The sequence below is a fragment of the Streptomyces sp. NPDC001933 genome, assembly GCF_042890955.1.
Taxonomy (GTDB): Bacteria; Actinomycetota; Actinomycetes; order Streptomycetales; family Streptomycetaceae; genus Streptomyces.
This window is the reverse complement of the sequence record NZ_JBIASS010000012.1, coordinates 163,146-184,499: the sequence shown is the minus strand read 5'-3', so window position 1 is coordinate 184,499 and position 21,354 is coordinate 163,146. Positions and strand designations below refer to the sequence as shown.

The following is a 21,354-nucleotide window of genomic DNA, read 5'->3' as shown; positions in this document are numbered from 1 at the left end:
GGGATGAGCCAGAGAGCCGGGCGGGTCCGAGTTCCTCGGGCCCGCCCGGCGTCGTGTCACCGGTACTGGAGGTACCGCTTGCGCACGGCACGGAACGCGGCGAGATCCTGCGCCCAGGCCCCCACCACCTCGTCCGTGTCCGCCCCCGCGTCGATCATCGTGCGGACCCGGGTGTTGCCGGTGAGCTTGTCGATCCAGTTGTCGGCACGCCAGGCGAACCCGCTCCACGTCTGCTTCGCCGTCACCAGCAGCGCGATCCCGGTGCGTACCGGATCGAAGACCTCGCGGTCCTGGACGTGCACCTGCACACCGCCGACCGTCCTGCCCTGGAACTTGGAGAACGTCGGCGCGAAGTACGCCTCGCGGAACGCCACCCCGGGCAGGTCGAGCGCGTTCGCGGCCGCCGCCCAGCGGTGGTCGATGCCCTCCGCGCCGAGCAGTTCGAACGGCCGGGTGGTGCCGCGGCCCTCGGAGAGGTTGGTGCCCTCGAACAGGCAGGTCCCCGAGTAGACGAGCGCCGTGTCGGGTGTCGGCATGTTGGGGCTCGGCGGCACCCACGGCAGCCCGGTCGTGTCGAAGAAGTCCGAGCGCTTCCAGCCGGACATCTTCACGATGCGCAGGTCCACCGGCCGCTCGGCCAGGAACCGGGCGTTGAAGAGCAGGGCCAGCTCGGTGACCGTCATGCCGTGCGCCTGGGCGATCTCCCGGCGGCCCACGAAGGTGCCGAACGCCGGGTCGAGCACCGGGCCGAGCGCCGCCCGCCCGGTCACCGGGTTCGGCCGGTCCAGGACGACGAACCGCTTCCCGGCGAGCGCCGCCGCCTCCATGCAGTCGTACAGCGTCCAGATGTACGTGTAGAAGCGGGCGCCAGCGTCCTGGATGTCGAAGACGACCGTGTCCACGCCGGACGCCGTGAAGACATCGGCGAGCGGCTGACCGCTCTTCAAGTACGTGTCGTAGACCGGAAGTCCGGTCGCCGGGTCGTCGTACCGCCCCTCCGAACCGCCCGCCTGCGCGGTGCCGCGGAAGCCGTGCTCGGGCCCGAAGACGGCGACCAGGTCCACCCGCTCGTCCGGGTGCATCACATCGACGATGTGGCGCACGTCGGAGGTGATCCCGGTCGGGTTGGTGACCACCCCGACCTTCTCGCCCTTCAGCAGCGCATAGCCGTCCGCCGCCAGCCGGTCGAAGCCGGTACGGACCCGGCCGTGCCCCTTGCCCGCGGCGGGAGCGGCGCTCGCGGCCCCGGTCCCGGCGGCCGTCGCCGCGAGGGCCCCCACCGCACCGCCGGCGGCCAGCAAACCACGTCTGGACAGGCTCATTCGGCTACCTCCATGATCGCGACCTCTGTCATGGTCACGCACGCTAGCGCGCGTTCAGGCCGTACGGAACGAGCCGGACGGGACGGTTGTGACGGGAGTGCCTCCAGAGCGCTCTCCACCCCTTCCGTTCCGGCATACCGACTGGTTAGTCTGCCAGGGCAGTCGGCTGAGAGAGGCGGGACCCGATGAGTGCGGTGCAGGGCGCGGGCGTGGTGGTCACAGGGGCCGGAGGCGGCATCGGAGCCGCCCTGGCCCGCGGATTCGCCGCCCAGGGTGCACGGGTCGTGGTCAACGACCTCGACGAGGCGAGGATCAAGCCGCTGGCCGAGGAGATCGGCGGCATCGCCGTCGCCGGTGACGCCTCGCGGATCGTGGACGCCGCCAGGGACGCGCTCGACGGCACCGTCGACGTCTACTGCGCCAACGCCGGCCTCGCCTCGCCCGGCGACGCCTTCGCGGACGAGGAGGTCTGGGCCGCGGCCTGGGACGTCAACGTGATGGCCCACGTCCGCGCGGCCAGGGCGCTGCTGCCCGACTGGCTGGAGCGCGGCAGCGGCCGCTTCGTCACGACCGCGTCCGCCGCCGGGCTGCTGACGATGATCGGCGCCGCGCCGTACAGCGTCACCAAGCACGGTGCCGTCGCCTTCGCCGAATGGCTCTCGCTCACCTACCGCCACCGCGGCGTCAAGGTCCACGCGATCTGCCCGCAGGGCGTACGGACGGACATGCTCACCGCCGCCGGATCGGCCGGGGAACTCGTCCTCGCCCCCAGCGCCATCGAGCCCGAGGCGGTCGCCGAAGCGCTCTTCGACGCCATGGCCGAGGACCGCTTCCTCGTCCTGCCGCACCCCGAGGTCGCCGGGTACTACAGGGCCCGCAGCAAGGACACCGACCACTGGCTCGGCAGCATGAACCACCTTCAGCAGAAGTGGGAGGAGACCGGCGCATGACCGAGTCCGTCTACGCCGCCAAGCCCTGGGTCGCGCTGCTCAGCGAGGCCCAGCGGGCCCCCGTCGACCCGGCCGCGACCCTCGTCCACGCCTTCCGGGACTCCGCCGCCCGCAGCCCCGGGCACCCCGCGCTCGCCTACTTCGACGGACGGCTGAGCTACCGCGAGACCGACGCGCTCTCCGACTCGGTGGCCGGCCATCTCGCCGCCCAGGGCCTGGAACGCGGCGACCGGGTCGCGATCACGCTGCAGAACACCCCGCAGTTCGTGATCGCGCTGCTCGGCGCCTGGAAGGCCGGCGCCACGGTCGTCCCGCTCAACCCGATGTACAAGTCCGGCGAGGTCGGCCACGTACTGAAGGACGCCGAGGTCACCGCGCTGATCTGCGCGGACCGGGCCTGGGAGGCGTATCTGCGGGACACCGCGGCCGGCGCCCCGACGGTACGGATCGCGCTCACCACCAGCGAGCTGGACCTCCAGACACAGAACGACGCACGCGTGCTCGGCTTCGAACGGCTGCCCGTGCCCGAGGACACCGACGACCTGGTCGCCGTCGCCCGGCAGGGCAACAAGGCCCCCGTCGGCCGCGAACCCGCCGCCGCCGACGTGGCGCTGATCAGCTACACCTCCGGGACCAGCGGCACCCCCAAGGGCGCCATGAACTCCCACGGCAACATCATGATCAACGCCGAGCGCCAGCGGACCGGGCACCCCGTCGCCGAAGGCTCCTCCTACTTCGCGCTCGCCCCGCTCTTCCACATCACCGGCATGGTGTGCCAGCTGGCCGCCTGCCTCACCAACGCGGGCACCCTCGTCCTCGCGTACCGCTTCCACCCCGGCGTCGTCCTCGAAGCCTTCGCCGAACACCGCCCCGCCTACACCGTGGGCCCGTCCACCGCCTTCATGGCGCTCGCCGCCCACCCCGGCGTCACCCCCGAGCACTTCGCCTCCTTCCGGGTCATCTCCTCGGGCGGCGCACCGCTGCCGCCCGCACTGGTCGAGAAGTTCCGGGCGGGCTTCGGCCCGTACATCCGCAACGGCTACGGCCTCACCGAGTGCACCGCCCCCTGCGCCTCGGTGCCGCCGGAGCGCGAGGCCCCCGTCGACCCGGTCTCCGGGACCCTGTCCGTCGGCGTCCCCGGCCCCGACACGGTGGTCCGGATCCTCGACGAGAACGGCGCGGAGGTGCCCTTCGGCGAGCAGGGCGAGATCGCCGTCCGAGGCCCGCAGGTCGTCTCCGGCTACTGGCGGCTGCCCGAGGCCACCGCCGCCGCCTTCCCGGACGGCGAACTGCGCACCGGCGACATCGGGTTCATGGACAGCGCGGGCTGGCTCTACGTCGTCGACCGCAAGAAGGACATGATCAACGCCTCCGGCTTCAAGGTCTGGCCGCGCGAGGTGGAGGACGTCCTCTACACCCATCCGGCGGTCCGGGAGGCGGCCGTCGTCGGCGTCCCCGACACCTACCGCGGCGAGACCGTCCGCGCCTACGTCAGCCTGCGGCCCGGCGCCTCGGCCGGGCCGCAGGAGCTGAGCGCGTACTGCAAGGAACGGCTCGCCGCGTACAAGTACCCGCGCGAGGTCGAGATCCTGGCCGAACTTCCGAAGACGGCGAGTGGGAAGATCCTCAGGCGGGAACTGCGTTCCCCTCGATGACCGATTCACGCGGAAGGAAGGTGGCGGCAATGGCCAAGGCGACGGACGGGGACACGGCTCCCGTCCCTCAGCGGCTGCTGGCCGCCGCCACCCGGCTCTTCGCCGAGCAGGGCTACGACCGCACCTCGGTCCAGGAGATCGTCGAGGCGGCAGGCGTCACCAAGGGAGCGCTCTACCACTACTTCGGCTCCAAGGAGGACCTCCTCCAGGAGGTCTACGCCCGGGTGCTCCGCCTCCAGCAGGAGCGCCTCGACGCCTTCGCCGACGCCGACGCCCCCGTCGAGCAGCGGCTGCGCGACGCCGCGGCGGACGTGGTCGTCACGACCATCGAGAACCTCGACGACGCCTCGATCTTCTTCCGGTCCATGCACCACCTGAGCCCGGAGAAGAACAAGCAGGTCCGGGTGGAGCGGCGCCGCTACCACGAGCGTTTCCGGGCGCTGGTGGAGGAGGGGCAGCGCAGCGGGGTGTTCTCCACGACCACCCCGGCCGACCTGATCGTCGACTACCACTTCGGTTCGGTCCACCACCTGTCCACCTGGTACCGCCCCGACGGCCCGCTCAGCCAGCAGGAGGTCGCCGACCACCTGGCCGATCTGCTGCTGCGCGCCCTTCGGCCCTAGCCGGCCGTTCCGGCCGGGCCTGTCAGCCGGCCGCTCCGGGCGGGCCCATCAGCCGGTCGAGCAGTGCCTCCGCCGCCGGGTTGCCCGGCCGGGGTGCCCGCCCCGCCAGGACCACGGTCCGGCCGGGCTCCGGCTGGCGGATGCTCACACACGGCAGCCCCGCGTCCTCACCGATCCGCCGGGGCACGATCGCCACGCCGATCCCGGCCCGTACGAGATCGACGAGCAGCCGGATCTGGGTGACGTCGCAGGTGATCCGGCGCTCCAGCCCGCAGTGGGCGGCCAGCCTCCGCACCGCGGTCTCCAGCCCGGTGCCCGCGCGGAAGTCCACGAACGGCTCGTCGGCGAGATCCTTGACCAGGGTGCGTCCGGCGGTCGCCAGCCGGTGGCCCGGCGCGGTGATCAGCACCAGGTCCTCGTGCCAGGTCGCGAACCCGACGATGCCCTCGGGGAGTTCGGCGGCGTCCGGGGCGAGATAGGCGAGGTCCAGCTCCCCGGCCCGCAGCCCCGAGACCAGCTCCGGCGTGGTCGCCTCGCGCAGCGAGATCTGCACCCCGGGCCACCGCCGGTGGTACGAGGCCAGCTCGGCCGCCAGATCCACGCAGGTCAGCGTCTGGATGGTGCCGATCCTGACCCGGCCGGTCACCAGCCCCGCCACGGCCGCCACCGCGTGCCGTGCCGCCTCGGTCCCGGCGAGCACCGACCGGGCCGCCGGCAGCAGTGCCCGGCCCGCCTCGGTGAGGATCACCCGCCTGCCGGTCCGGTCGAACAGCTCGGCCCCCAGTTCCCGTTCGAGGTTGCGCACCGAGGTGCTCAGGGCGGACTGCACGATCAGCTCGGCACGGGCCGCGGCGGTGAAACCGCCGTGCGTGACGACCGCCATGAAGTGGCGGAGTTGGCGTAGCTCCATCCATCTACGGTATCGATCCCAGCCAGCTGAACCATCTGTTGGACCGATCACGGATGCGGGCCGAAGCTGGAGGTATGACTCACATCCAGCCGTCCGCCCACGTCCCCGCGCTCTGGACCGCGGCGTACGGTCCGCACCATGCGCCGGCCGTACGCCTCGCCGCCCGGTGCCTCCTGCGGATCAGGGCCTTCGTCCGTGATCTGGCACTGGCGGACCACGTGGGGTCCGGCGGCTACTGAGCCGGCTGCCGGGCGGGCGCACGGGCCCGAAACCCGTTGGTGGGGCCGAAGAGAGCCCGGCTAGCATCCGACGATGCAGACGTCCGCCGAGGAACGGTTCCACGCCCTGGAGAGACTGATCGGGCACGAGGACCCCGGGCAGCGTCATCTCGGGCTGGTCCTGCTGACCGAGCGCCTCACCGACCGCCCACCGTCCGACGACGGGGAGACGGACGCGCTCGCCGGGCTGCTGCCCGCAACACTGACCGGGCTGCCGGAGGCGGATCTCCTGCTGGCCGGGCTCTACGAACGGCTCGGCCACCGTCTCGTGGGCCGTCCCCGGCCGCAGTGGCGCACGGCCGGGCAACTGCCGGCGGCGGTACGGATCGCCTGGCTGCGCGCCGATGTGCTGCACGACCCCGGGGTGCTCCGCGACGAGGCTCCGGGCGAACTCCTTTACCAGGCGGTACGGGGGGCGGGCATCGCCGGCACGCCCCGGCCGGCGCGGCTCGTGGACGAGCTGGCGGGCAGCGGCGATCCGGTGCTCCGGGCCGAGGCGCTGCGGCTGGCCCGGGAGGGGCTGCACGCCGGACTGCTGGCCCCGGCGCTGGTCCGGGAGGCCCTGATCGGCCTGCTGGGCGCGGGCAGCACCCCGGTCGCCGTCGGTGCGCTGGGCGAGCTCGCCGAACCGTGGGCGGCGACGGATCCACTGCCGCCCGAAATCCTCGCCCCGTTCCTCGCCGCCGGTCCGGAGCGGGGAGGTCCGGACCGGGCCGGGGCGCAGGAGCCGGCGGGGGACTCGGTGCCGGTCCGGCCCGAGGTGGCCGACGCCGCCCTCGCGGCCGCCGCGCGCCACGGCCACCGGAGCCTGCTGCGCCGGGTCGCCGACGACCCCGGCCTACCGCCGGGCCTTCGCCGGCGCGGCATGGAACTGCTCGGTGACCTGGCGGAGCGCGACGACATCGGCGAGTTGACGGCCGTCGCCGCGCGCGATCCCCTGCTGCTGGGCGCACCGGCCGTGACCTGCCTGCGCGGACTCCACCGGCGCGGCCACTTCCCGGACGGTCCGGACGTCCCCGCCGTCGTCGGCCTGGCCCTGGCCGACCACTCGATCCCGCCCCGCGAAGTGGCGACGATCCTCTTCACCGCCCGAAAGGAGACGCTCCGGGTACTGACGGACGTACCGGCCGACGATCCGGGCTGGCCGCGACGGCTCGCCCTGCTGGTGGCCCTGGCCGGACAAGGGGCCGGCGACCTCCCGATCGGGGACGCGATCGCACGCGTCCTGCCCGCCGCCCCGGCCCCCGGGCCGTTCCTCGACGCGATCCGCGAACTGCGCCACGCGGACGCCGAAGAGGCCGTGATCGCCCTGCTGCCCGCCGCCCCGGCCGCGGCCCTGGACACCCTGGAGGCGATCGGCGGGGACCGCACGGCCGAGGTCCTGCGCGAAGGGCTGGGCCTCACCACGGGAGCAACGGCGCCCCATCTGCGCCCCGTACGCAACCGCGCCCTCGAACTGCTGTGGCTGCTGAACCGCGATCCGGAACTCCGCCACGGACTCCTCGCACGGCTGGACCCCGTCGATCTGCCGCCCCGCGTCGCCGCCGGTCTCGGCGCCCCGGACGAACGGGAACTGGCCCTGCTGAGCTCCCACCTGGACCCGGACGCACCGGAGGCGGCGCTGTGCCGGCTGGCGGCCCACGGCGACGCCGGCACCCTCCCGGTCATCGCCGACCTGCTGCTGCGCATCGTGGCCGAGCAGGCCGCGGCGGGGGAGCCGGGCGCGGCCACCCGGACGGGCGAGTACGGACAGCCGGCCGGTGAGCCGGTGGTGCCGCAGGAGGTCCTGGACGCGGTGAGCGCCCTGGGCCGCAGACTCCACGGACGGGGCGCGATCCGGCCGGTCTGCCTGCTCGGCGCCACGGACGCGCGAGAAGCGGGCGACGCACTCGCCGCGACCATGGCACTGGACCTGCTGGAGAGGCCCGGACTGTCCGACGGCGAGCAGGCGATCCTGCTCGAACTGCTCCTGCGGACCCCCTGGACGGGCACCCGGGCGAGGGTGCACCGGCTGCTGCGCCACCGCGACCGGCACGTACGCAAGCACGTCATCGCCCTCCTCGCCCGCGACGCCACCGGCGAGGACGCCCAGGCCCTGTCGGCGACGCTGATCGCGCTGACCGCCGCGCCGGACATCCAGACCGTCCGGCAGGCGCTGCTCGCCCTCGGCCACGCCCGCGCCCACTGGGCGAGCGCCGCGATCGCCGCCCGCCTCGACCATCCGAACATGAACATCAGGAAGACGGCGGCCGAGGCGCTGGTCCGCGCGGGCACCCCGGCGGCGCTCCCGAAGCTCCTCTTCCGGCTCGGACACGACGGCAACCCCGGTCTGCGCGGCAGCCTCGTCGCGGCCCTGCACGCGGTCCTCGGTGGCGCCTACGCGGCCACCCTCCTCGCCGCCGCCGAGCACAGCCGGGACGACGGAGCCCGTGAACTGCTGCTGGTGGGCCTCGACGGCACCCTCACCGCACGCTCGGTCCTCGCACTGGAGGACCAGGCCTCACCGGTGGCGGCCACGCTGCTCTCGCTGGTGGCGTCCCGCCGGGTCGGACTGGCCTCCGGCACGGTGCGGGACCTGGCGCCGGCCCTGGCCAGGCACGGGATCACCGTCCCGGCCGCCGAGCAGCCGTCGTCGGCGGCAGGTGAGGCGGACCGCGACATCAGGGCGCTGGTGGCCCGGGGCTGGGATCCGGTGGTCGCGCTGCGCGTCGCCGAGCGGGGCGGGCCGCTCGGCCGGGCCGGGCTGTTCGGCCCCGGCCCGTCGGAACGGCTCCGGCCGATGCTGGCCGAATGGCTCCGGCTCGCCGCCTCCCGGCCGGTGACCACGGGCGGGGAATCGCGGAACAAGGTGGTGCGGTTCGCGCTGCGGATCTGCGCCGAGCCCCGGGACGACGCGGAGCTCATGGTGTTCGCCCGGTCCGCCCCGGTCCTGCTGGACGCGCTCGCCGAGGCCCGGGACAGCGACCGGCACGACCTGATCGCCCTGCTCGAAGCGGTCGCGCCGAAGCTGCCGGCCACCGAGCGGCCGGCCGCCGTCGCCGCCGTACGGGCTCTGCGCCCCGCACCCGCGACGCCGAGCCGGTCCACGCTGACGCTGCTGCGCCGCCTCGGCGCGGTCCCGGTCCGCGCCGACCTCGACCGGGCCCTCGCGGACGCCCGGCTCGGCGCCGACCCCTGGCAGGCCGGGACAGCCGTGCTGCGTGAGGCCTTCGCCGTTCCGGAGACGGCCGCCGCCGACGCACCGCCCGCCGGGACCCGGGCATGGCGGGCCGCGCTGGACGAGGCGGTCCGCACCCCGGGCACGCTGGAGGAGTTCCGCCGGAAGGGCGACGGCGCGGTCCCCTCGCGGGACCGGCTGACCGCCCTGATCGAGGCCCACCGGGGTGCCGGCCCCGGGGTCCGGGCCGCACTGCTCGACTGGATGACGGCCCTTCAGCCCATCGACGCACCGCCCTGGACCATCACCGAGACCGCCCACGCGCCGGCCCCGCCACCACGGCAGGTACGCGTCGACGATCTCGACCAGCCCCGTTCGGCCGCCCTGCGGGAAAGGCTGCTGGCCATGCTGGGATCCCCCGACGCGGACCGCAGACAGACCGCCGCCCTCGCACTGGCGCGGTGGCCCGAACCGGAGGCCGGGCTGCCGGTGCTGCGCGCGTACCTCCGTGGCCGGATCGACCTGTCGGCCGGCCCCGGCGCCGACCTGGCCCGCGTACTGGGCGCGATCGACGTGACGGAGCTGCGGGGGGACGGCATCCTGCCCGAGCGGGTGGCGCTCGTCGCCCGGCTCGATCCGTGGGAGCTGGAACGGCTCGTCCCGCTGCTGCTGGAGTGGTGGGAGCACGCCCCGCCCGCGGTGGCCCGGACCGTCGCCGACGCGCTGCGCACCTGCCCCGCCGACGTGCTGGCCGCAGCCCTGGACGACCACCTCGACGCCGGGGCCTGGGGCTTCCTGGATCTGCTCGTCGGCCGTCCGCTCCTGCGCACCCCCGCACTGACGCGGACCCGCCGACGCCTGCGCGCCGAAGGGCGCGATGAGCTCGCCGACCGGCTCCTGCTCGTCGAGGGCCCGCTGCGCGGGCCGGACGCGGAGCGGGAGGACGCGGCGGCACTGGCTGCGCTCCGTGACCGAGGCACGGCGGTACCCGCCGGAGCCGGGCGGCGCCCGACCCGGCGGGAGCTGCTGGACCTGGCGGCGACCGGGTCACCGGAGCAGATCTGCCGGGCGCTCACGGAACTGGCCGGGACACACACCGGACCGGAGCCGGACCGGGACCGCCGACTCGTCGACCTGCTGGGCGAGTTGCTCACCCACCCCCGGTCCAAGGTCCGGCTCCGCGCCCATCGGACCTCACGGACGATGCTCGGCCGGCGGACCCACCTGGGCCACACCGAGCTCCTCCTGGACGACCCGCGTCCGGACGTGGTGCGCATGGCGATCCGTACGCTCTGCCGGGCGGGCTGGGAGCCCGCGCTCCCCGCCGTGACGGGACTGCTCGGACACCCGCACGCCGTCGTGCGCGGGACGGCGGCCGAAGCGCTCGCCGAACTGGGCGGGGCGGCGGTCCCCGCCCTCCGCAAGGCCGCCGCCCACGCCCGGCCCGACCGGCGCTCCCGCTACACGGACGTACTGGACCGGATCAGGGCCGGGGAGGACCAAGGCCTGCCCACAGAGCCCGGCCGCCCTACACGTACCGCTTGATCTCCCGCCGGGCCAGCGAGCGCTGATGCACCTCGTCCGGGCCGTCCGCCAGCCGCAACGTCCGTGCCGCCGCCCACAGTTCGGCCAGCGGGAAGTCCTGGCTCACCCCGCCCGCGCCGTGCAGCTGCACCGCCCGGTCGAGGATGTCGACCACCGCGCGCGGGGTGGCGATCTTGATGGCCTGGATCTCCGTGTGCGCGCCCCGGTTGCCCACCGTGTCCATGAGCCACGCAGTCTTCAGCACCAGCAGCCGCAGTTGCTCCACCGTGACCCGCGCGTCCGCGATCCAGTTCTGCACGACGCCCTGCTGGGCGAGCGGCTTGCCGAAGGCCGTACGGGACACCGCCCGCCGGCACATCAGCTCGATGGCCCGCTCGGCCATGCCGATCAGCCGCATGCAGTGGTGGATCCGGCCCGGCCCCAGCCGCGCCTGGGCGATGGCGAAGCCGCCGCCCTCCTCACCGATCAGGTTCTCTGCGGGCACCCGCACATCGGTGAACACGACCTCCGCGTGACCGCCGTGGTAGTGGTCCTCGTACCCGTACACCTGCATGGCACGGCGCACTTCGAGACCGGGGGTGTCGCGGGGGACCAGGATCATCGACTGCTGGCGGCGGATGTCAGAGCCGTCAGGGCCATCGGCAGTCGCTGTCTTGCCCATCACGATGAAGATCTCGCAGTCCGGGTTCATCGCCCCGGAGATGTACCACTTGCGGCCGTTGATGACGTAGTCGCCGCCGTCACGCACGATCCGGGTCTCGATGTTCGTCGCGTCGGAGGAGGCGACCTCGGGCTCCGTCATCGCGAACGCCGAGCGGATCTCACCGGCGAGCAGCGGCTCCAGCCACCGCTTCTTCTGCTCTTCGGTGGCGAACTGGAAGAGCACCTCCATGTTCCCGGTGTCCGGGGCCGCGCAGTTGAGGGCGGTCGGCGCCAACTGCGGGGAACGGCCGGTGATCTCGGCGAGCGGGGCGTACTGGAGGTTGGTCAGCCCGGCCCCGTACTCCGCGTCCGGCAGGAAGAGGTTCCACAGGCCCTGCCTGCGCGCCTCCGCCTTCAGGTCCTCGACCACCTGCGGGGTGTCCCACGGGGAGGCCAGCAGCGCGCGCTGCTCGTCGGCGGTCTTCTCGGCCGGGTAGACGTACTCGTCCATGAAGGCGAGCAGCTTGCCGCGCAGCTCTTCGGTGCGGGCGTCGAATGCGAAGTCCATGAGGGGTGATCAGCCTTCCTGGAGGGTGGTGAGGCCGTGCTCGATGAAGACGGGGACGAGGTCGCCGATGCGGTCGAAGCCGGCACCGACGGTCTGGCCCATGGTGTAGCGGTAGTGGATGCCCTCCAGGATCACGGCGAGCTTGAACCAGGCGAACGCCGTGTACCAGGAGATGGCGGAGGTGTCCCGGCCGGAGCGGGCGGCATAGCGCTCGATCAGTTCGGCGGGGGAGGGGTGGCCCGCCGCTCCGCTGGTGGTGGAGACCGGCGAATCGGCCAGACCGAGGTCGGAGCTGTACATCACCAGCAGACCGAGGTCGGTCAGCGGGTCGCCGAGCGTCGACATCTCCCAGTCGAGGACGGCCTTGATCCGGTCGTCGGAGCCGATCAGGACGTTGTCCAGCCGGTAGTCGCCGTGCACGACGGTGGGCGCCGGTGAGACGGGCAGCTCGCGCCCGAGCGCGGCGTGCAGTTCGTCGATGCCGGGCAGCTCGCGGTTGCGTGAGGCGTCCAGCTGCTTGCCCCAGCGGCGCAGCTGCCGGTCGAGGAAGCCCTCGGGCCGCCCGAAGTCGCCGAGCCCGACCGACTCCGGGTCCACGGCGTGCAGCGTGACCAGGGTGTCGACGAGCCCGAGAACCGCCTCCCGGGTGCGCTCGACGCCCAGCGGGGCGAGCTGCCCGGCCGTTCGGTAGGGGGTGCCCTCGACGTACTCCATGACGTAGAAGGGCGCCCCGGTCACCGAGTCGTCCTCGCAGAGCAGCACCGGTTCGGGCACCGGGACGGCCGTCGGGTGCAGCGCGCTGATCACCCGGTGCTCGCGCTTCATGTCGTGCGCGGTGGCCAGCACATGGCCCAGCGGGGGCCTGCGGACGACCCAGCGGCCGGTGCCGTCCGTGACGACGTACGTCAGGTTCGACCGGCCGCCCTCGATGATCCGGGCTTCGAGCGGTCCGCTCACCAGGCCCGGCCGCTCGCGGTCGAGATGTCCGCGCAGCCGGTCGAGGTCGAGACCTGGCGGGTGGACTGAGCTCATCGTGCGCACCTCCGGGGGTGAAAGACGGACGGAGACCATCATGCCGACCAGTCGGTATGTCGTCCAGTACGCGCCCGGAATCCATGGGGCGGCCTCGGGTCCGGATCCTTCGGGCGGACTCGCTCCGACTTGGTCCGGAGCCTGGTGTTAGGTCGTATCTCTGAATAAGGTTCACGTATGAATACAGAGCTGCTGATCGACGAAGTCCGGCTGACCCCGATCCTCATTGCCGACCCGCCGCTGCTCAACACCCAGGGCGTCCACCAGCCCTACACGCCGCGGCTGGTCGTGGAGGTCGTCACCCGAGGCGGAGTCACCGGCATCGGCGAGACGTACGGGGACGGCAAGTACCTCGAACTCGCCCGGCCGCTCGCCACCGCGCTCGCCGGACGCCCGGTCAGCGATCTGAACGGTCTGTTCGCTCTGGCCGACGAGGTGTGCGGTGATTCACGCGCCGCGGACGACCGGGTCGACGCGGGCGGACTGCGCGGCGTCCAGACCGCCGACAAGCTCCGGCTCTCCGTGGTCTCCGGCTTCGAGGTCGCCTGCCTGGACGCGCTGGGCAAGTCCCTCGGCCTGCCCGTGCACGCCCTGCTCGGCGGAAAGGTCCGCGACAGCGTCGAGTACAGCGCCTATCTCTTCTACCGCTGGGCCGCCCACCCCGAGGGCGGCGAGAAGGACGACTGGGGCGCCGCACTGGACCCGGCCGGCGTCGTCGCCCAGGCCCGGCGCTTCGCCCGCGAGTACGGCTTCTCCTCCTTCAAGCTCAAGGGCGGGGTCTTCGAACCCGGCCGGGAGATCGCCGCGATCCGCGCCCTGGCCGAGGAGTTCCCCGGGCAGCCGCTGCGCCTGGACCCCAACGGCGCCTGGTCGGCCGGGACCTCGCTGTACGTCGCCGAACAGCTGAAGGACGTACTCGAATACCTGGAGGACCCGGCGAGCGGCACGGAGCTGATGGCCGAGGTCGCCGCCGGTACCGACGTACCGCTGGCCACCAACATGTGCGTGACCACCCTCGCGGAGGTGCCGGAGGCCTTCGCCCGGGGCGCCGTGCAGGTGGTCCTCTCCGACCACCACTACTGGGGCGGGCTGCACCGTACCCGCGAACTGGCCGGGATCTGCCGCACCTTCGGCGTCGGACTCTCCATGCACTCCAACACCCACCTCGGCATCAGCCTCGCCGCGATGACCCATGTCGCGGCCACCGTGCCCAACCTCGACTACGCCTGCGACAGCCACTACCCCTGGCAGACCGAGGACGTCATCACCGCCCGCCACGTCTTCCGGGACGGCCGGCTCACCGTGTCCGACGCGCCCGGCCTCGGCGTCGAACTCGACCGCGAACGCCTGGCCGCCCTGCACCGGCGCTGGCTCGACGACGACGGCACGATGCGCGAGCGCGACGACGCGGCCGCGATGCGCAAGGCCGAGCCGGAGTGGGAGACGCCGACGATCCCGCGCTGGTGAGGGGCGCCTCGCCCGGGGCGGTGGCCTGACTTGCGGCTGTCCCGACCCGCACCGATGGTCGGTGCATGAAGGCGATCAGCTACAGCGGGTACGGCGGGGCCGACGTCCTGGAGTACGGCGAGCGGCCCGACCCCAGGGTCGGCCCGGACACCGTCCTGGTGAAGGTACGGGCCGCGGCCGTCAACCCGGTCGACTGGAAGGCCCGCGAGGGCTACCTCGACGCCGCCCTGCAGGCCGTGTTCCCGGTGATCCCGGGCTGGGACGTGTCCGGTGTCGTCGTGCAGCCCGGCGCGGCCGTCGACGAGTTCGCGGTCGGCGACGAGGTCATTGGCTACGTGCGGGAGGACTTCCTCTCCCGCGGCACCTTCGCCGAGTACGTCGCCGCACCCGTGCGCACCCTCGCCCGCAAGCCGCTGAGCCTCGGCTTCGAGGAGGCGGCCGGCCTGCCGCTGGCCGGTCTCACCGCCTACCAGGTCCTGCACCGCACCCTGCGGATCCGCGAGGGCGACACGGTCCTCGTCCACGCGGCGGCGGGCGGCGTGGGCTCGTTCGCCGTCCAGCTCGCCCGGCACGCCGGCGCCCGCGTCATCGGTACCGCGAGCGAGCGCAACCACGACCACGTCCGGCAGCTCGGCGGCGAACCGGTGGCCTACGGGGACGGTCTCGCCGACCGGCTGCGGGCCCTGGCCCCGGACGGCATCGACGCCGCGTTCGACACCGTCGGCGGCGAGGCGCTCCGGGTCTCCGCCGAAGTGCTGAAGCCCCAGGGCCGCCTGGCCTCCATCGCGGACGGCGAGGTCCTCGCGTACGGCGGCCACTACGCCTACGTACGCCCGGACGCGGCCGACCTCACCCATCTGGCCGAACTGGCCGAGCAGGGCATCGTCTCGGTCCATGTGGAGCGGGTCTTCCCACTGGAACAGGCGGCGGACGCCTACCGGCTCAGCGAGCAGGGGCACACCCGCGGAAAGATCGTCGTCACCGTCCCCTGGGAGGTCCCGGACCTCTGACGGCCCCCTGCCCGCTCCCTGCGACCGGTCCTCAGAACAGCATGGCCGCGGCGAACACCGCGAGCGCCACCGTGCACGCCGCCGCCGTCAGCGCACCGCGCGCCGACAGCGGTCGCGGCCGGGCCGTGCCCATCCCGAGCACCCGCAGATGCGCCACCCGCAGGAAGCCCAGCCAGGCCAGCGCGCTCAGCGACACCGCCACGACCGCGGCCGGGCCCACCCCGCCGTGCAGCGCCTGCTTGACCGCCAGCAGCGCCACCACCGTGCACGACAGCGTCGTACGCCGCCAGGCCAGCCGGGTCCGCTCGGGCTGAAGGCCGGGATCACGGTCCACGGAGGTCACCGGCCCTCCCAGCCGAAGAGGACCACCACCACCATCGCCACGGCGACGACCCCGACCGCCAGTGCGAGCAGCGTCGGGAACCGCGAGACCGGCAGGTCCTCGCCGCGCCGCATCGCCCGCTCGCACCGCACCCAGTGGTTGACCGCCCGCAGCGCGCAGAGCACACCGGCCGCCAGCAGCGCGAGCGCCAGACCGGCGCGGATCCCCCACGCCAGTTCCGGCAGGAACTGGTCGACCGCGAACCCGCCGCCGATCAGCGCCAGAGCCGTCCGGATCCAGGCGAGGAAGGTGCGCTCGTTGGCGAGCGAGAACCGGTAGTCGGGGGTGTCGCCCTCTTCGCGGATCCGCTGCGGCGCGAACCACAGCCGCAGGCTCTGTACGAATTCGTTCACGTGTGAACCTTATCTGCCGCGTCGCTGCTCCACCGGTGTCCGCCGTCCGGCTCAGGAAGCGGCCGCCCCGCCCGCCCGGAAGGCGCGCAGCCGGTGGTACGCCTCCACGCCGTCCGGCACCCACTCCCAGTCGCCGATCCGCCGCGCCAGCTCGTCATCGGTGAGGAATGCGTACCAGTCGACCTCCTCCACCTGCGGGTCCACCGGCAGCTCGCACCGTACCTGGTAGACGTACGACCACCAGGAGTGCTCGGGGGTCTCGTACAGGAACTTGAAGAGCGGCTCCGGCCGGGGAAGCCCGGACACCCCCAGCTCCTCCTCGGCCTCCCGCAGCGCCGCCTCGTCGTACGACTCACCGGCGCCGACCACCCCGCCGACGAACATGTCGTAGTGGGACGGGAAGACCAGCTTGCCCGGGGTCCTGCGGTGGACGAAGAGCCGGCCCTCCGCGTCCCGGACCTCGATGAAGGCACAGCGATGGCGAAGGCCCCGCGCGGTGGCCTCACCGCGCGGGGCCTGCCCCACGACCACGTCGTTCTCGTCGACGATGTCCAGGATCTCGTCAGAAGGAGTCATGCCCCTCATCCAACAGCAGACCCGCTGTGGATGATCACTGACCCATGACGTACTTGACGGTCGGGCCGGTGGTCCAGCCGCCGTCCACGGCCAGCTCGGCACCGGTGATGTACGAGGCGGCGTCCGAGAGCAGGAAGGCGACCGCCTCCGCGATCTCCGAGGCCTCGCCGACCCGGCCCATCGGGGTGTTCGGGTAGTTGCCCTCGCCCTGCTGGATGCCGACGGACGCGGTCATCGGCGTGTAGACCATGCCCGGGTGCACCGAGTTCACCCGGATCCTCGCCGTGCCCAGCTCCACGGCGCCGACCTTCGTCAGACCGCGCACGCCCCACTTCGAGGCGCCGTAGCTGGAGGTCAGGGCGAGGCCCATCAGACCGGCGGCCGAGGAGATGTTGACGATCGAACCGCCACCGTTCTCCTTCATCACCGGGATCACCGTCTTCATGCCGATGAAGACGGCCGTCAGGTTGATGTCGATGACCTTGCGGAAGTGCTCGACGCTCTCGCTCTCCAGCATCTGGCCGGTGGATACGCCGGCGTTGTTGACCAGGCCGTCGATCCGCCCGAACTCGGCGACGGCGAACTCCGCGACCTGCTGCCAGCCCTCCTCGGAGGTCACGTCGTGGTGCATGAAGCGGGCCTTCGCCCCCAGCTCCGCGGCGGTGGCGGCGCCCTCCTCGTCGAGCACGTCGGTGATCACCACATTGGCGCCGCCGGCCACCGCGAGACGGGCGGCCTCGGCGCCCAGGCCCCGGGCGCCGCCGGTGATGATGACGGTCTTGTCGGTGAGGTTGCTCTTGTCGGTCATGTCGCTTCCTTCGTGCGGTACAGATGCCAAGTGGTGCGGTTGGTCACGCGTTGCCCGGCGCGGGGGCGCACAGGAACGCGGTGGTGGTCTCGACGAGATCGGCGAGGAAGAGCTCGTCGCCGGTCAGCGATTCGATGCCGTCGAGACGCTGGTGGGCGCGGTCGGCCAGTGCCGCGCCGATCAAGGTGAGCGCCAGATCGAGGCGCTCCAGGCGCACGGGGCCGGGCAGTTCTTCCAGTCGCTCCCCCATGCGGCCGATCAGCCGTCCGTAGGCGGTGCCGTCCAGGGCGGGGTGCAGCCGGCCGGTCCGCAGCCCGGTCTCATGGGTGAGCTGGGCCGAGATCCGCAGGCAGCGGCGGCCCCGGTCGTCGGCGAGCAGGCTCGCCTCGGCCGCGATCAGCGCGGCGAGCAGCTCCCGTACGCCGCAGTCCTCGCCCAGCTCGTCGAGCAGGGGGGCCAGCACCTGTTCGGTACGGGCCTGGCGGCCCGCCATCACCGCGTCGAGCAGCCCGGCCCGGGAACCGAAGTGGTACTGGACCGCGGAAGGGTTGTTCTGCCCGGCCAGCCGGACGATGTCCCGCAGCTGGGCGCCGTCGGTGCCCTGCGCCGCGAAGACCTCCTCGGCCGCGCGGATCAGCTTCTCCCTGGTCTCCTGACCGGATGTTCGCGCCATGGCGCCATCCTAATGCTGGGCATTATTAAAAACCAGTGGAGGGTGCCGCCGACCGGCCGGACCTCGCTCAGTTCGGCTGCAGGCTCTTCTCGCGGCGCCCGCCCACCGGCCCCTCCGGCATCGCCGGATGCAGCCCGAGCAGCACGATCCCGACGACGATCGCCACCAGGCCGACCGCCTGCCAGGCCAGCGCGGCGGCGTCGGTACGCAGCTGGTCGCCGAGGAACCCGACCCCGCAGGCGATCCCGGCCAGTGGCTGGGCGGCGGTCAGCGGCGGCAGCGAGACCCGGAGCGGGCCCGTCTCGAAGGCGCTCTGCACCAGCAGCAGCCCGGTCACCCCCAGCGCCACCACCGCGTACGGCTGCCACCCCGTCACCAGCGTCGCCAATCCCTCGTCGGACAGCCGCTGGCCGCTGACCCGGGTGAGCGCGTCCTGCAGTCCGTACAGCAGCCCGGCCGCCACCGCGAGCAGTGCGGGGGCGGCCCCGGACTCGGAGCGTCTGGCGAAGGCGGTGAGCAGCAGTGCGGTGCCCACGACGACGCCGATCACCAGCCAGTGCCGCAGTGGGCTGGTCACCGCCTGGCCGCCCTGCGGCTGGCCCGCCAGCAGGAAGGCGGTGACCCCGCCGGCCAGCAGCCAGAGACCGGCCCAGCCCTGATGGCCGAGCCGCTGACCGGTGCGATGGCGGGACAGGACCATCGCGAAGAACAGATTGGTCGCGAGGAGGGGTTCGACGACGGACACCTCGCCCTTGCCCAGGGCCAGGGCGCCCAGCACCATGCCGCAGACCATCAGCCCGATCCCGGCCAGCCAGCTCGGCACCCGCATCAGGTCCAGCAGCAGCCGGGGCGAGAGGTAGTCGCTCCGCGGGGCGTGCGAGGCGGCGGCCTGCTGCAGGACGAAGCCGAATCCCAGGCAGCAGGCGGCGCTCACGGCGAGAACGAGGACCAGCACCGACACGCTTCTACCTCAAGTCAGGCCAGAAGTGGGTGATTTGTCTCGACCATAACGCCTCGGTCCCAGGGGTGCGGCCGGAGCGCCGCCGACCGGGCGGTTGACGCCGCAGCGGCAGGTGCCGAAGATCTGACGCACGAGTAACTTCAGGCGCCGCGACGGTGCCGGAGCCGGACCCGTTGCCGTGACCGGATCGCCCCGACAAGGATGGAACCCATGGCGTACGACGCTGATGTGATCGTGATCGGGGCAGGGCTCGCCGGCCTGGTGGCCACCGCCGAGCTGGTCGACGCGGGCCGCTCGGTGATCCTGCTCGACCAGGAGCCCGAGCAGTCGATCGGCGGCCAGGCGCACTGGTCCTTCGGCGGCCTCTTCCTCGTCGACTCGCCCGAGCAGCGCCGGATGCGGGTCAAGGACAGCCATGAGCTGGCCCTCCAGGACTGGCTCGGCACGGCGGGTTTCGACCGCGAGGAGGACCACTGGCCGCGGAAGTGGGCCGAGGCGTACGTCGACTTCGCGGCCGGTGAGAAGCGCTCCTGGCTGCACGCCCAGGGACTGCGGATCTTCCCCGTCGTCGGCTGGGCCGAGCGCGGCGGCTACGACGCGAACGGCCACGGCAACTCCGTACCCCGTTTCCACATCACCTGGGGCACCGGTCCCGGCATCGTCGCCCCCTTCGAGCGCCGGGTCCGCGCGGGCGTCGCCAAGGGCCTCGTGCGGTTCTGCTTCCGCCACCGGGTCACCGGCCTCGGTCGCACCGCGGGCGCCGTCGACACCGTGACCGGTGAGGTGCTGGAGCCGAGCGCGGCGGCCCGGGGCACCGCGAGCAGCCGGGTGGCCACCGGCACGTTCGAGCTGCGGGCCCAGGCGGTGATCGTCACCTCCGGCGGCATCGGCGGCAACCACGACCTCGTGCGCAAGCAGTGGCCCGCACGGCTGGGCACCCCGCCCGCGAAGATGCTCTCCGGCGTCCCCGCCCATGTCGACGGGCTGATGCTCGGCATCGCCGAGGAGGCCGGTGCCCACCACATCAACCGCGACCGGATGTGGCACTACACCGAGGGCATCGAGAACTGGAACCCGATCTGGGCCAGGCACGGCATCCGGATCCTGCCCGGACCGTCCTCGCTCTGGCTGGACGCCACCGGCAAGCGCCTCCCGGTCCCGCTCTTCCCGGGCTTCGACACCCTGGGCACCCTCGAACACATCATGAGGTCCGGCCACGACCACACCTGGTTCGTCCTCGACAAGAAGATCATCGGCAAGGAGTTCGCGCTCTCCGGCTCCGAGCAGAACCCGGACCTCACCGGAAAGTCGATCCGCGACGTCATAGGCCGGGCCCGCGCCGACGTACCGGCCCCGGTGAAGGCGTTCATGGACAACGGCGCGGACTTCGTCGTCGAGAGGGACCTCTCCGCACTCGTCCGGGGCATGAACGCGCTCACCGGCGAACCGCTGATCGACGAGGCCGAACTGCGCCGCGAGATCACCGCACGCGACCGCGAGGTCGCCAACCCCTTCACCAAGGACCTCCAGATCACCGCGATCCACGGGGCCCGCGCCTACCTCGGCGACAAACTGATCCGCACCGCCGCGCCGCACCGCATCCTCGACCCCAAGGCCGGCCCGCTGATCGCCGTACGGCTGAACATCCTGACCCGCAAGTCGCTCGGCGGCCTGGAGACGGACCTGTCCTCCCGGGTGCTGACCGAGGACGGCACCCCGCTGGACGGTGTGTACGCGGCGGGGGAGGCGGCCGGCTTCGGCGGCGGCGGGGTGCACGGCTACCGGTCGCTGGAAGGGACCTTCCTCGGCGGCTGCATCTTCTCCGGCCGCGCGGCCGGCCGCGCGGCGGCGAAGGCCGTCGGCTAGGGAGGCGGTCGGCTGGAAGGGCGGCCGGCCGGAGGGCCTACCGCTCCTCCGCCCCCACGACGGGGTCCAGCAGCTCGACGACCCGGAACCGTTCGGCGACCACCATGGTGTCGTCGTCGACGGTGAAATCCGGGTCGCCGAGCGCCTCCCGCATCTCCTCGCCGTGCCAGAACCTCTCGTGCCCCGCACGCCACTGGGCGACCGAGGTGTCGCCCTCGCCCTCGTCGATCACATGCTGGAGGTCGACGTCTCCCAGACGCAGCACCCGTACCTCCGTCACCTCCAGCACCGCGGTCTCCCGGCCGTCCGAGTCGATCAGCGCGGAGCGCTCACCCACCGGAGGCAGCTCCTCCTTCTCCGCCTCGTACTCCGCGAGCAGCCCGGTCGTCGAGACCTTCGTACCGGCGAGCACCGCCCCCACCAGCTGATCGCGCAGCGGTCCGGGGAAGGCGAGCAGGAAGGGCTTGAGGGGTTCACGGTTCGACATGGCGACAAGTCTGACATGCCCCCGGAGCGCGGCGCCGGGCCGAGCGCCGGGCCGGGTCGGCCAACTCCGCCCCGGTCGGCCTGAGTTGG

General features: G+C 73.0%; 19 protein-coding genes. 8 read left to right on the top strand and 11 right to left on the bottom strand.

The genetic code is table 11. The annotated features are described in order from the left end of the window. Positions 1 to 56: 56 nt before the first annotated feature. Positions 57 to 1,322: an exo-beta-N-acetylmuramidase NamZ domain-containing protein gene (locus ACFYY7_RS27615; protein ID WP_388665448.1), complete on the bottom strand. Its 1,266-nt coding sequence runs from the start codon at positions 1,320 to 1,322 to the stop codon at positions 57 to 59. Positions 1,323 to 1,507: 185 nt separating this feature from the next. Here ACFYY7_RS27615 and ACFYY7_RS27610 point away from each other — a divergent pair, with 185 nt between their 5' ends. Genes ACFYY7_RS27610 through ACFYY7_RS27600 form a run of 3 tightly spaced genes read left to right on the top strand, consistent with a single transcriptional unit; the run spans position 1,508 to position 4,550 of the window. Then, the gene (locus tag ACFYY7_RS27610; protein ID WP_388665446.1) at positions 1,508 to 2,272 is read left to right on the top strand and encodes an SDR family oxidoreductase; all 765 of its coding nucleotides are present in this window, start codon (positions 1,508 to 1,510) and stop codon (positions 2,270 to 2,272) included. Beyond that, positions 2,269 to 3,927: an AMP-binding protein gene (locus ACFYY7_RS27605; protein WP_388665444.1), complete on the top strand. Its 1,659-nt coding sequence runs from the start codon at positions 2,269 to 2,271 to the stop codon at positions 3,925 to 3,927. The genes ACFYY7_RS27610 and ACFYY7_RS27605 overlap by 4 nt, the downstream gene beginning before the upstream one ends. 29 nt (positions 3,928 to 3,956) lie before the next feature. Next, positions 3,957 to 4,550, top strand: a complete 594-nt coding sequence (locus ACFYY7_RS27600) for a TetR/AcrR family transcriptional regulator (protein ID WP_259929624.1) — start codon at positions 3,957 to 3,959, stop codon at positions 4,548 to 4,550. Between the two features lie 22 nt (positions 4,551 to 4,572). Here the strand turns inward: ACFYY7_RS27600 and ACFYY7_RS27595 are convergent, their stop codons facing one another. Further along, positions 4,573 to 5,460: a LysR family transcriptional regulator gene (locus ACFYY7_RS27595; RefSeq protein WP_388665442.1), complete on the bottom strand. Its 888-nt coding sequence runs from the start codon at positions 5,458 to 5,460 to the stop codon at positions 4,573 to 4,575. Between the two features lie 74 nt (positions 5,461 to 5,534). Between ACFYY7_RS27595 and ACFYY7_RS27590 the strand changes: the two genes are divergently transcribed. Further along, entirely contained in the window at positions 5,535 to 5,699 is a 165-nt protein-coding gene (locus ACFYY7_RS27590; RefSeq protein ID WP_388665440.1) for a hypothetical protein, read from the top strand. Positions 5,700 to 5,772: 73 nt separating this feature from the next. Further along, positions 5,773 to 10,440: a HEAT repeat domain-containing protein gene (locus ACFYY7_RS27585; RefSeq protein WP_388665439.1), complete on the top strand. Its 4,668-nt coding sequence runs from the start codon at positions 5,773 to 5,775 to the stop codon at positions 10,438 to 10,440. Here the strand turns inward: ACFYY7_RS27585 and ACFYY7_RS27580 are convergent. Next, positions 10,424 to 11,650 (bottom strand): acyl-CoA dehydrogenase family protein, encoded by a 1,227-nt coding sequence (locus ACFYY7_RS27580; RefSeq protein WP_388665437.1) that lies wholly within the window; start codon positions 11,648 to 11,650, stop codon positions 10,424 to 10,426. The genes ACFYY7_RS27585 and ACFYY7_RS27580 overlap by 17 nt on opposite strands. Before the next feature lie 9 nt (positions 11,651 to 11,659). Next, entirely contained in the window at positions 11,660 to 12,682 is a 1,023-nt protein-coding gene (locus ACFYY7_RS27575) for a phosphotransferase family protein (RefSeq protein WP_388665435.1), read from the bottom strand. Between the two features lie 177 nt (positions 12,683 to 12,859). Here ACFYY7_RS27575 and ACFYY7_RS27570 point away from each other — a divergent pair, with 177 nt between their 5' ends. Beyond that, on the top strand, positions 12,860 to 14,149 hold the full coding sequence (locus tag ACFYY7_RS27570) for a glucarate dehydratase family protein (protein ID WP_388665433.1): 1,290 nt from the start codon (positions 12,860 to 12,862) through the stop codon (positions 14,147 to 14,149). A 65-nt stretch (positions 14,150 to 14,214) separates the two neighbouring features. After that, entirely contained in the window at positions 14,215 to 15,159 is a 945-nt protein-coding gene (locus ACFYY7_RS27565; RefSeq protein WP_388665431.1) for an NADP-dependent oxidoreductase, read from the top strand. Between the two features lie 31 nt (positions 15,160 to 15,190). Here ACFYY7_RS27565 and ACFYY7_RS27560 read toward each other — a convergent pair whose 3' ends face one another. The 6 genes from ACFYY7_RS27560 to ACFYY7_RS27535 all read right to left on the bottom strand — a co-directional run bounded on the left by ACFYY7_RS27560 (position 15,191) and on the right by ACFYY7_RS27535 (position 18,912). Further along, entirely contained in the window at positions 15,191 to 15,502 is a 312-nt protein-coding gene (locus ACFYY7_RS27560) for a DUF202 domain-containing protein (protein WP_351252529.1), read from the bottom strand. Next, positions 15,499 to 15,894 (bottom strand): YidH family protein, encoded by a 396-nt coding sequence (locus ACFYY7_RS27555; RefSeq protein ID WP_266736131.1) that lies wholly within the window; start codon positions 15,892 to 15,894, stop codon positions 15,499 to 15,501. Before ACFYY7_RS27555 ends, ACFYY7_RS27560 begins: the two co-directional genes overlap by 4 nt. Before the next feature lie 51 nt (positions 15,895 to 15,945). Further along, entirely contained in the window at positions 15,946 to 16,470 is a 525-nt protein-coding gene (locus tag ACFYY7_RS27550; RefSeq protein WP_388665429.1) for an NUDIX domain-containing protein, read from the bottom strand. Between the two features lie 34 nt (positions 16,471 to 16,504). Then, entirely contained in the window at positions 16,505 to 17,278 is a 774-nt protein-coding gene (locus ACFYY7_RS27545) for a glucose 1-dehydrogenase (protein ID WP_388665427.1), read from the bottom strand. Between the two features lie 43 nt (positions 17,279 to 17,321). Further along, positions 17,322 to 17,951, bottom strand: coding sequence for a TetR/AcrR family transcriptional regulator (locus ACFYY7_RS27540; protein ID WP_388665425.1), 630 nt, complete (start codon positions 17,949 to 17,951; stop codon positions 17,322 to 17,324). A 67-nt stretch (positions 17,952 to 18,018) separates the two neighbouring features. After that, the gene (locus tag ACFYY7_RS27535) at positions 18,019 to 18,912 is read right to left on the bottom strand and encodes a DMT family transporter (RefSeq protein ID WP_388665423.1); all 894 of its coding nucleotides are present in this window, start codon (positions 18,910 to 18,912) and stop codon (positions 18,019 to 18,021) included. Between the two features lie 210 nt (positions 18,913 to 19,122). Between ACFYY7_RS27535 and ACFYY7_RS27530 the strand changes: the two genes are divergently transcribed. Continuing rightward, entirely contained in the window at positions 19,123 to 20,778 is a 1,656-nt protein-coding gene (locus tag ACFYY7_RS27530) for an FAD-binding dehydrogenase (protein WP_388665422.1), read from the top strand. A 37-nt stretch (positions 20,779 to 20,815) separates the two neighbouring features. On the opposite strand, the gene ACFYY7_RS27525 is transcribed toward ACFYY7_RS27530, so the two are convergent. Then, on the bottom strand, positions 20,816 to 21,265 hold the full coding sequence (locus ACFYY7_RS27525) for an ASCH domain-containing protein (RefSeq protein ID WP_266736125.1): 450 nt from the start codon (positions 21,263 to 21,265) through the stop codon (positions 20,816 to 20,818). Positions 21,266 to 21,354 lie beyond the last annotated feature (89 nt).